11 protein-coding genes are annotated in these 9,970 nt (G+C 66.1%); 3 read left to right on the top strand and 8 right to left on the bottom strand.

All coding sequences use genetic code 11. The annotated features are described in order from the left end of the window. Window positions 1-121 precede the first annotated feature (121 nt). The 7 genes from NV401_RS01005 to guaA form a co-directional block, all read right to left on the bottom strand. Window positions 122-556 (bottom strand): hypothetical protein, encoded by a 435-nt coding sequence (locus NV401_RS01005; RefSeq protein ID WP_261292511.1) that lies wholly within the window; start codon window positions 554-556, stop codon window positions 122-124. A 113-nt stretch (window positions 557-669) separates the two neighbouring features. Continuing rightward, on the bottom strand, window positions 670-951 hold the full coding sequence (locus NV401_RS01000) for a DUF427 domain-containing protein (protein ID WP_261292510.1): 282 nt from the start codon (window positions 949-951) through the stop codon (window positions 670-672). Window positions 952-961: 10 nt separating this feature from the next. Beyond that, window positions 962-1,312 (bottom strand): ArsC family reductase, encoded by a 351-nt coding sequence (locus tag NV401_RS00995; RefSeq protein ID WP_261293051.1) that lies wholly within the window; start codon window positions 1,310-1,312, stop codon window positions 962-964. 85 nt (window positions 1,313-1,397) lie between these two features. Next, window positions 1,398-2,420 (bottom strand): lipase family protein, encoded by a 1,023-nt coding sequence (locus tag NV401_RS00990; protein WP_261292509.1) that lies wholly within the window; start codon window positions 2,418-2,420, stop codon window positions 1,398-1,400. A 179-nt stretch (window positions 2,421-2,599) separates the two neighbouring features. Beyond that, window positions 2,600-3,010 (bottom strand): GNAT family acetyltransferase, encoded by a 411-nt coding sequence (locus tag NV401_RS00985; protein WP_261292508.1) that lies wholly within the window; start codon window positions 3,008-3,010, stop codon window positions 2,600-2,602. Continuing rightward, window positions 3,007-3,906, bottom strand: a complete 900-nt coding sequence (gene bla, locus NV401_RS00980) for a subclass B3 metallo-beta-lactamase (protein WP_261292507.1) — start codon at window positions 3,904-3,906, stop codon at window positions 3,007-3,009. The genes NV401_RS00985 and bla overlap by 4 nt, the downstream gene beginning before the upstream one ends. Next, window positions 3,903-5,459, bottom strand: a complete 1,557-nt coding sequence (gene guaA, locus NV401_RS00975; protein ID WP_261292506.1) for a glutamine-hydrolyzing GMP synthase — start codon at window positions 5,457-5,459, stop codon at window positions 3,903-3,905. The genes bla and guaA overlap by 4 nt, the downstream gene beginning before the upstream one ends. Before the next feature lie 49 nt (window positions 5,460-5,508). Here guaA and NV401_RS00970 point away from each other — a divergent pair, with 49 nt between their 5' ends. After that, complete coding sequence (locus NV401_RS00970) at window positions 5,509-6,594, top strand: 50S ribosomal protein L11 methyltransferase (protein WP_261292505.1); 1,086 nt, start codon at window positions 5,509-5,511, stop codon at window positions 6,592-6,594. 65 nt (window positions 6,595-6,659) lie between these two features. Here the strand turns inward: NV401_RS00970 and NV401_RS00965 are convergent, their stop codons facing one another. Continuing rightward, window positions 6,660-6,935, bottom strand: a complete 276-nt coding sequence (locus NV401_RS00965; RefSeq protein WP_261292504.1) for a hypothetical protein — start codon at window positions 6,933-6,935, stop codon at window positions 6,660-6,662. A 227-nt stretch (window positions 6,936-7,162) separates the two neighbouring features. Here NV401_RS00965 and rplQ point away from each other — a divergent pair, with 227 nt between their 5' ends. Both rplQ and NV401_RS00955 read left to right on the top strand, forming a co-directional pair. Then, window positions 7,163-7,582 (top strand): 50S ribosomal protein L17, encoded by a 420-nt coding sequence (rplQ, locus tag NV401_RS00960; RefSeq protein ID WP_261292503.1) that lies wholly within the window; start codon window positions 7,163-7,165, stop codon window positions 7,580-7,582. An 86-nt stretch (window positions 7,583-7,668) separates the two neighbouring features. Then, window positions 7,669-9,813 carry a prolyl oligopeptidase family serine peptidase gene (locus NV401_RS00955; RefSeq protein ID WP_261292502.1) on the top strand — a complete coding sequence of 715 codons (2,145 nt, stop codon included), beginning with the start codon at window positions 7,669-7,671 and terminating at the stop codon, window positions 9,811-9,813. Window positions 9,814-9,970: the final 157 nt, after the last annotated feature.

The following is a 9,970-nucleotide window of genomic DNA, read 5'->3' as shown; positions in this document are numbered from 1 at the left end:
TAAACCGGCCCCGGGCCCAATACCAGAGCAGCCAGGACAGGCGGCGCGACCGCGCTATCGCCCGGCGCACTGCGGCGATCGTCGATCTGCCCGATCACTGTTCCAATGGCAGGAGCGCTGATCAGGCCAGCCACGCCCGGCGCCGTGCCCACGCGGCGAACCAGATTTCGGCCCCGGCAATCAGCGCGACGAGGATCGGGAAACCCGCGGCAACGCCGAACCCCTTCACCGCGATCAAGTCGGTCACCGCGAAAATATAGCCGAACATCGCGATCACCAGCACCAGCGAGACGACGTACACGCCGTGCGCGAGCGCCGAGCGCAGCAGCAGCAGGACGCCGCCGATCAGCCCAGTCCACACCGCACTGCCATAGAGCCACATGAACCAGCCGGGGCGGCTCGCGCGTAAAGCGCGATCATAGCTGGACAGGTCGGCGATCGCCGCGGGCGACATGGTCACATCCATGTAGAACGCGACCACGCCCATCACGCCCCACAGGATGGCCAACAGGGCGATCAGCCAGAACCAGCTGGGCGGCCTGATACGCTCGACCATGACGACTCTCCTCCCGGTGCGGGAGCAGGCTGCAGAAGTCATTACGAAAAAGCAACAGTCGCGCCGTTCAGCCCAAGTCGCCGCATCCTCGGGGGTGAGTTAGCATCCGCGCGCTAGGCGACCGTCACGCCCTTCCAGAACGCGAACCGCCCCTTGATCGCCGCCGCCGCATCCTTGGGCGCGGGATAATACCACGCCGCATCCGGGTTGCGCGCGCCGTTCACCACCAGTGTCTTGTAGCTGGCATCGCCCTTCCACGGGCAATGGCTGTGCGTCGCGCTCTCCTCGAGCAGGCTCGCATCGACACTATCGGCGGGGAAATAATGATTACCCTCGACGACGACCGTATCGTCCGATCGGGCGATGACCGTGCCGTTCCAGCTGGCGGTAGGCATAAGCGCGCTCCTATGTCGTGATCTTGTCCAGATAGGTATCCGGCTTGAACCCCGCCAGCAGCACGTCGCCCTGCACGATGATCGGCCGTTTGATCATCGACGGCTGCGCCAGCATCAGCGCCACGGCCTTGTTCTCGTCGAGCGCGACGCGATCCGCCTCGGGCAGCTTGCGAAACGTCGTCCCGGCGCGATTGAGCACCGCCTCCCACCCGAGCCGCGCGGTCCAGTCGCGCAACAGCGTCTCGTCGATCCCGGCCTTCTTATAATCGTGGAAGGTGTAGGGCACGCCGTGCGCCTCGAGCCATGCCCGCGCTTTCTTCACCGTGTCGCAATTGGGTATGCCGTAGAGCAAGGCGGTCATCGCATCCTCGGGATAATCGGTCCGGGACCGCGCCTTACCGCACCGCGATCGCGCGTCAAACCACCCCGTCATGCCGCGATCATCGTCACCCGCCGGCTGCGGGCGGCGCCGTCGCGCAGGGAAACTGCACCGGGCCGATCGTGACCACATCCCATTGGCTGCCGATCGTCGCCAGATAGGTCTGCGTCATCGAATGGTTCTGCCAGTCGCTCCACGTCTGCCAGACGAAACTGACCGGTTCGCCGACATGGACATAGTGCGTCGTGTCGGTGCCCGGCTCCAGCGCGATCATCGCCGGCACGAAATCGGCGAGATTGGCCATCCGGTACGTCACCGGGCAGATGCTGGTATAGTTCGCCGCGAACGTCGCATCGCCCAGGTGCAGGCTGCCGAAGGTGATGACCAGCGGCATGGGCATGGCGCCGCTCAGCGTCGCATCCATCGCTGCCAGATTGGCCATCGGGCCGCCCAGGCTGTGCGCGCAGACCAGCCATGGCAGGCCGGGATGCGCCTGCTCGGTCGCCTGGATGGCGTTGATGCACGCCTGCGCCAGCGAGTCGCGGTCGTAGCCGGCCAGCCCTTCAGAATAGAAATCCCACAGCGCCTGCTTCACATTGCCCTGGTCCGCGCCGACGCCGGTCTGCGTCGGCAGCACGGCCTGCGTCACATCGTCCCAATTATAAATGTCGTACACCGCCTCCTCGGCCGTCTGCGTGCCGCGCAGCGCGAGGATGTTGTAGAGGTTGTCGATCGATGTGGCGGCGAAGCCGAAATTGATGAAGCCCAGGTCGCAATCGCCGCTTGCCCGGTCCGCCGCCAGCCGCGCGGCCGCCGACGGCGACGTCTTCGCGCGATAGCTGGCTTCCGCGGTTTCCAGCACCTGGACGACGTTGACGTCGTAATAGTTCGGGTCGTTTGGCGGGTTGCAGGGATAGAGATTGTACGCGCTCGCCACCGCCGTCGCTGCGATCAGGAAGAGCAGTTGCGCATAGTCGATATCGCTGTCGGCAATGTGAAACTGCGCAGCGCGCGTCCGGATGGCCTGGTTGAGCTTTTCCAAATCGTCGGCATTGATATCGGCGAGCTCTAGTGACGCTTCCAGAGTCATGGGGCGTTCTCCATGCCATGCAGTGACCGAACGCGCACAACGCCAACCAGCCGGACCAATCCGGACACGCCGCTATGACTAGCTCAACTTATGACTTGGAATCAATTACTTTGTCTTTGCTGTCACGGCCCAAGCAGACGCAAATATAGGCCAGTCGAAGACCTTCGCGAGGGCAGCACTCATGGCGCAAGGAAGCGGCCGAGCGTGACGACGTTCTGCTGCTCGAGCCCAAGACTTTCGTAAAAACCGAGCGCCGCCGCATTATCCGCGCGCACCATCAGCTGGATCTTCGGCGCACCCTGCATCCGCAGCCAGTCCTCCGCCGCCGCCATCAGCGCCCGTCCGAGCCCGGCGCGGCGCGCTTCGGCGGCTACGGCAAGATAATAGACCCAGCCGCGATGCCCGTCGAAGCCGACCATCACGCTGCCGACGATGCCGTGATCGCGCCGCGCAATCAGGATCGTGCTGCCCGGTGCCTCCAGAGCCTGTGCGAAATCGGCCAGTGGGTCGTTCCATGGGCGCGTCAGCCCCGCCGTCTGCCACAAAGCGACGACCGGCGCGCGATCCGCCATGGTGGCCGCAGCGATCATTGCCGCTGCTTGGCGAGGTCCGCGTCGAACGCCGCGCGCGCATCGCGCACCATCATGGGCAGCGCGGCACGATCGACCAGCGTGTCCCGCGCCGCGCGTGCGCGCAGATCGGCCAGCTCTGGGTGGAACGGCAGCACGATATCCGCCGACATCCCGCTGAGCCGGGCCAGGCTAGCGCGAAAATCAGTGACGATCGCCGGATAGCGGCGATTGCCGACCAGCTTGTTGCCCGCCACCGTCACCGAACAGGCGAACAGGATATCCACCGGCTTGCCGCGCGCGCGCAGCCGCAGCGACCAGCTCGTGCAGCCCGGCGTGTGCCCCGGCGTCGCCACCGCGGTCAGCGTCACGCCGCCCAGGCGCACGCGCTCGCCGTCGCGGATCGCGCGATCGACCTTGACCGCGGGAAAGCGGATCACCCCGTAACTGGTCTCGCCGGGCGGCACGCCGCTTTCCAGCGCCGCACGGTCGGCCGCCCCCGCCACCAGTTGCGCCCCGCTCGCCCGCTTGAGCGCGGCGAGCCCACCGGCATGGTCGAAATGCGCGTGACTGAGCAGCAGGACCTTCACGTCGCGCATCTGCACACCGCGTGCCGCGACCGATCGCTCGATCGCCGCCGCATTCTCGGCCATCGTGCCGTCGATCAGGATCGCCCCCGCCGACGTGTGGATGAGATAGGCCGCCAGCCCCTCGGTGCCGACATAATCGACCGGCCCGATCAGGTGGAACGGCGCGGTCGGCTGCGTCCACGATGGCGGATCGGCCGCTGTGGCAGGGGCCGCAAGCAGCGCGATGCCGATCGCCAGTGCGGCGCGCCCGCGGCAACCCCGGCGGCCTTGCAGCCACGGAGCGATCGAGCCGCGATCCTGCCCCGCAGGATCGCGTGTCTCGATCACTCCCACTCGATCGTGCCCGGCGGCTTCGACGTATAATCGTACGTCACCCGGTTGATGCCCTTCACTTCGTTGACGATCCGCGTCGCCACGCGCGGCAGGAAATCGCCCGGGAATTGGAACGCTTCCGCGGTCATCCCATCGGTCGAGGTCACGGCGCGCAGCGCCAGCACATTGTCATAGGTCCGTCCGTCGCCCATCACGCCGACGCTGCGCACCGGCAGCAATACCGCGAATGCCTGCCAGATCGTGTCGTACAGCCCGGCCTTGCGGATCTCCTCGAGATAGATCGCATCCGCCTTGCGCAAGATGTCGCAACGCTCCTTGGTCACTTCGCCGGGGATGCGGATCGCCAGGCCCGGCCCGGGGAACGGATGCCGGCCGACGAACGCCGGCGGCAACCCGAGCTCGACGCCCAGTGCACGCACCTCGTCCTTGAACAATTCGCGCAGCGGCTCGACCAATTGCATGTTCATGCGGTCCGGCAGCCCGCCGACATTGTGATGGCTCTTGATCGTCACCGATGGCCCGCCGGTGAAGCTGACGCTCTCGATCACGTCGGGATACAGCGTGCCCTGCGCCAGGAAGTCGGCGCCGCCGACCTTCTTGGCCTCGGCCTCGAAGATATCGATGAACGCCCCGCCGATGAACTTGCGCTTCGCCTCCGGATCGGTGATGCCGGCGAGCCCCGCCAGGAAGGTCGCCTCGGCATCCACGTGCACCAGCGGGATATTATAGTGGTTGCGGAACAGCGTCACGACCTGCTCGCTTTCGCCCGCGCGCATCAGCCCGTGATCGACATAGACGCAGGTCAGCTGCTCCCCGATCGCCTCGTGGATCAGCACCGCGACGACCGACGAATCCACGCCGCCGGAAAGCCCGCAGATGACCCGGCCGGTGCCGACCTGCTGACGGATCTCGGCGATCTTGGCGGCGCGGAACTCGGCCATCGTCCAGTCGCCGCTGAGGCCGCACACGTGCCGCGCGAAATTGGCGATCAGCTTGGCGCCGTCTGGCGTGTGCGCCACTTCCATGTGGAACTGCGTCGCGTAATATTTGCGCGTATCGTCCGCGACCACCGCGATCGGCGAGCCTGGCGACACCGCCACCGGCCGGAAGCCCGGCGCCAGCGCCGTGACCTTGTCGCCATGGCTCATCCACACCGTATGGCTTTCGCCCAGCTGCCACACGCCATCGAACAACGCGCAGTCGTCGGTCACCTCGATCACGGCATGGCCGAACTCGCCGCTCTCGCCCAGCGTCACCGATCCGCCAAGCTGGTGCATCAGGACTTGCTGGCCGTAACAGATGCCCAGGATCGGCACGCCGCTGTCCAGGATCGCCTGTGGAATGCGAGGGCTTCCGTCGGTCAGGACGGAGGCCGGGCTGCCCGACAGGATGACTCCCTTGGGTGCCATGCGCGCGAATGCCGCGTCGGCAGTGGTGAACGGCGCGATCTCGCTGTACACGCCAGCTTCGCGCACGCGCCTGGCGATCAACTGCGTTACCTGGCTGCCGAAATCGACGATGAGAATGGAATCGGTCGGATGGGTCATGCCGCCAGATAGCAGAAGCGCCGCGCGAGGAAAGAGCTTTGGACCGCCCATGACGAGCAACGACAGCAATGCCGCACAACGCGCGCGGTTCGAACCGATGGTCGTGGCCGCCGGGCAGGACGGCCGCAGGCTCGCCGCGCTGGCCAGCCTGGCGCTACGCATCGGCCTGCGCGGCCGGGTCTATCAGCTTGCGATCCAGGCGCGCGCCTGCGCACCCGACGATGTCGAGGTTGCCGCCGACACGCAGCACTTGATCGGCCACAGCGTGCCGCGCTGGCATTTCAGCATGCTGCAGGATGCCCCCCGCAACGCCGCGTTCGACGCCGCGATTCGCCGCGCGGTGACGCCGGGCACGCATGTGCTCGATATCGGCGCGGGCAGCGGCCTGCTGTCGATGATGGCGGCACGCGCCGGCGCCGGGCGTGTCGTGGCGTGCGAACATTATCCGGTGATCGCCGATGCTGCCCGCCGCATCGTCGCCGCCAATGGCTATGACAGGCAGATCCGCATCGTCACCGGCAATTCCACCGAGCTCGATCGCGATGCCGATCTGGAGGGCCATGCCGACGTGATCGTGTCTGAGATCGTCTCGAACAATTTGTTGGCCGAAGGCGTGCTCGATACGCTGGCCGATGCTGCACAGCGCCTGCTCGCCCCCGGCGGCCAGATGATTCCGTCAGGCGGCGACGTGATGGTTGCGCTGGCCAGTTGGAGCGGTGCCGAGGCGCTGCGCACCCATACCGTATCCGGCTTCAACTTCGCCCAGTTCGACGCGCTGGCACAAGTGCCGCGTACGGTATCGATCGGCGATCCGACGCTCCTCCTCCACAGCGCCCCCACCGCACTGCTGGCGTTCGATTTTGCCGCCCCCGCCCCCGCCGAACCGCATCGCGGCAACGCGACGCTGGTGACGGACGGCGGCCCAATCGGCGGCATCGTGCAGTGGATCCGCCTGCGCCTCGATGCCGAAGGTACGTACGAAAACCGCCCCGGGCCCGGCGCCAGCTCGCATTGGAGCGCGCATTTCTATCCGTTCGATACGCCGCTCGACCTGCCTGTCGGCGCACCGGTGCACATCACCGGCGTGCATGACGGGCATCGGCTGCTGCTATGGCCGCAGGACAGCGCGCTCTAGCTCCGGGCGCACCGCCGCCATGCCGGCATAACGGTCCTCCCGGACGGGCGCCGGCCATGGCGGCGTTACTTGTCGCCCTCGGCCTGCCGGATCATCGGCAGCGCCGCCGTCGGCAGCTCGGCCTTTTTAGCGCGCGCGCGACTAATCACCTTGCTCCAGTGCAGTCCCTGGTGCCCGGCGGGATGCCAGACCACGCGCACCCCTGCCGGCACGACTTCCCACGCACCGCCGCGCTGCCGGACGATATCGCCGCGACAACGCCCGCAGGTGGCGTAGAACAGCCCTTCATTCCAGGTCTCGGCGCCGGGTTGGTGACCGCGCATCTTGCAGATCATTCTCATCGCCAACGCTGTACCATTGAAATCTAACGATTGTGTATCCACCCGCGGGATCGGCGCGGCGCTCGCGAAAGGCAACTGGGCCCGTATCGGGTCATGCCATGGCGGCGCCCGGGCTTGACTTGTAGTGCGGAATCGCGTTGAGGGCGCGCTCGGTGCTGGCAGCGACCGTTGATGCTGCCTGGTCTGGGGTACCTTGTACGGCCCCCTAACGAACGAAGGAATTACCCATGCGGCATCGCGTAGGCGGTCGTAAACTGCAGCGTACCTCGGCACATCGCATCGCGCTGTTCCGCAACATGTCCGCCGCCCTGATCAAGCACGAGCAGATCACCACCACCGTCGCCAAGGCGAAGGAACTGCGTCCTTACGTCGAGAAGCTGATCACGCTCGCCAAGAAGGGTGGCCTGTCGAACCGCCGCCTAGCGCATGCGCGGCTGCTCGACGATGCGCAGCTGATCAAGCTGTTCGACGTGCTGGCCGATCGCTATGCGACGCGCAACGGCGGTTACACCCGCGTGATCAAGGCCGGCATCCGCCTGTCGGACGCGTCGCCGATGGCGATCATCGAGTTCGTCGACCGCGACGTCTCGGCCAAGGGTCAGGATTCGGGCCCGCTGATGAACGAGGACGATTACGAAGACGCGTAAGCGTCGTCGCCCTCCCCTCGGAAGGCCTTCAAAAAGGAGCCGTACTCGTTATGAGTACGGCTCCTTTTTGTTGCCTGGAGTTCTGGATGCGCCGTGCCCTTCCGCTGATTGCCCTGATGACCGTCTCGGCACCCGCATTCTCCCAGACCAAGGCTGCCCCCATGCAATATCCCGAGACCCGCAAGGTCGAGCAGGTCGACACGCAGTTCGGCGTCAAGGTCGCCGATCCCTATCGCTGGCTCGAGAACGACGTGCGCACCGACAAGCAGGTCGCCGCCTGGGTCGCCTCGCAGAACGCCGTCACCAATGCCTATCTTGCCACCCTGCCGGGGCGTGACGTGTTCAAGGCGCGGCTCAAGGAATTGCTTGATTACGAGCGCTTCGGGCTGCCGGTGCACAAGGGGGCGCATTATTTCTACAGCCGCAACAGCGGGCTGCAGAACCAGGCGGTGCTGTATGTGCGGGATACGCTCGACGGCGCAGGCCGCGTGCTGATCGATCCCAATAGCTGGTCCAAGGACGGCGCGACGGCGCTGGCCGAATGGGTGCCGTCGGAGGACGGATCCAAGGTCCTCTATACGGTGCAGGACGGCGGGACCGACTGGCGCACCGTGAAGGTGCTCGACGTGGCGACCGGCCAGGTGACGGCGGACACGATCGAATGGGTCAAATTCTCGAACCTCGCTTGGGCGAAGGATGGCAGCGGCTTCTATTACTCGCGCTTCGCCCAGCCGGCGGAGGGCGCCAAGTTCCAGGCGCTGAATGAGAACCAGAAGGTCTATTTCCACAAGCTGGGCACGGCGCAGGGCGCCGACACGCTGATCTATGCAACGCCCGATACGCCCAAGCGCGGCCACATGGTCGAGGTAACCGACGACGGTCGCTGGCTGGTGATCACCTCGACCGAGGGAACCGACAATCGCTACGAGATCACGGTCATCGATCTCAAGGCGCCCAAGCCGACCCCGCGGACGATCGTCAAGGGGCTGGAAAATGAATGGTCGCTGGTGGGCAATGTCGGCGGCAATTTCTATTGGGCGACCAACAAGGATGCGCCGCGGCTGAAGATCGTGGCAATGAACCTGTACGCGCGCTCGGCCGAGCCACCGGTGACCGAGATCGTGCCGGAGGACGCCAACGGCGCGGTGCTGGAAGGCGCGCGGATCATCGGCGGCAAGCTGATCGCGGAATATCTGGCCGACGTGAAAAGCGAGGTGCGGCGCTACACGCTCGACGGCAAGGCGGACGGTACCGTGGCATTGCCGGGCATCGGCAGCGTCGGCGGCTTCGGCGGCGATATCGACAGCAACGAGACGTTCTACAGCTTCACCAGCTTCGCGACGCCGGCGACGATCTATCGCTACGACGTTGCGACCGGCAAGAGCACGGTCTGGGCGGCACCCAAGGTGGCGTTCGATCCCGCGCAGTACGACGTGGCGCAGCGCTTCTATGCCTCGAAGGACGGGACCAAGATCCCGATGTTCGTGGTCAAGCGCAAGGACGTGACCGGGCCGGCACCGACCCTGCTTTATGCCTATGGCGGGTTCAACATTTCGGTCACGCCGAGCTTCTCGGCGACGCGGCTCGCCTGGCTCGAACAGGGCGGCGTGCTGGCGGTGGCCAACATCCGCGGCGGCGGCGAATATGGCAAAGCGTGGCACGATGGCGGGCGGCTGGCCAACAAGCAGAACGTGTTCGACGATTTCATCGCCGCGGGCGAATATCTGAAGAAGGAAGGCATCACCGCGAAGGACGGCCTCGCCATCCAGGGCGGGTCGAACGGCGGCCTCTTGGTTGGCGCGGTGACCAATCAGCGGCCCGACCTGTTCGCGGCGGCGCTGCCGGCGGTGGGCGTGATGGACATGCTGCGCTTCGACCGCTTTACCGCAGGGCGCTATTGGGTCGACGATTACGGCTATCCGGCGAAGGAAGCCGATTTCCGTACGCTCTATAAGTATTCGCCGTATCACAACGTGAAGAGCGGCAAGGCCTATCCGGCGATCCTGGTAGCCACCGCGGATACCGACGACCGCGTCGTGCCGGGCCATTCGTTCAAATATACCGCGGCGCTGCAGGCGGCGGCGATCGGCGACCGCCCGCACCTCGCGCGGATCGAGACGCGCGCCGGCCATGGCAGCGGCAAGCCGACCGACAAGGTGATCGAGGAAGCGGCGGACAATTGGGCGTTCGCGGCCAAGTGGACCGGGCTGACCGTGAAGCCGCTGCGCTAGCGCCGGGCCGACGGCCGAGCGCTGCTGATGCCTCGGCCGCCCCTTCACAGGCATAGCGGCGCGCCAGCCTTGGCGTGAGCACGCTGGTGACCGACACGGGCACAAGCGTCGGGGCTGACGGTCGGCAACCCGGCTGAAGCGACGGGCTTGTTGCCGC

Origin of the sequence: Sphingomonas hylomeconis (assembly GCF_025370105.1) — a bacterium.
Lineage (GTDB): Bacteria > Pseudomonadota > Alphaproteobacteria > Sphingomonadales > Sphingomonadaceae > Sphingomonas > Sphingomonas hylomeconis.
This window is presented reverse-complemented; position numbering and strand designations above follow the sequence as displayed.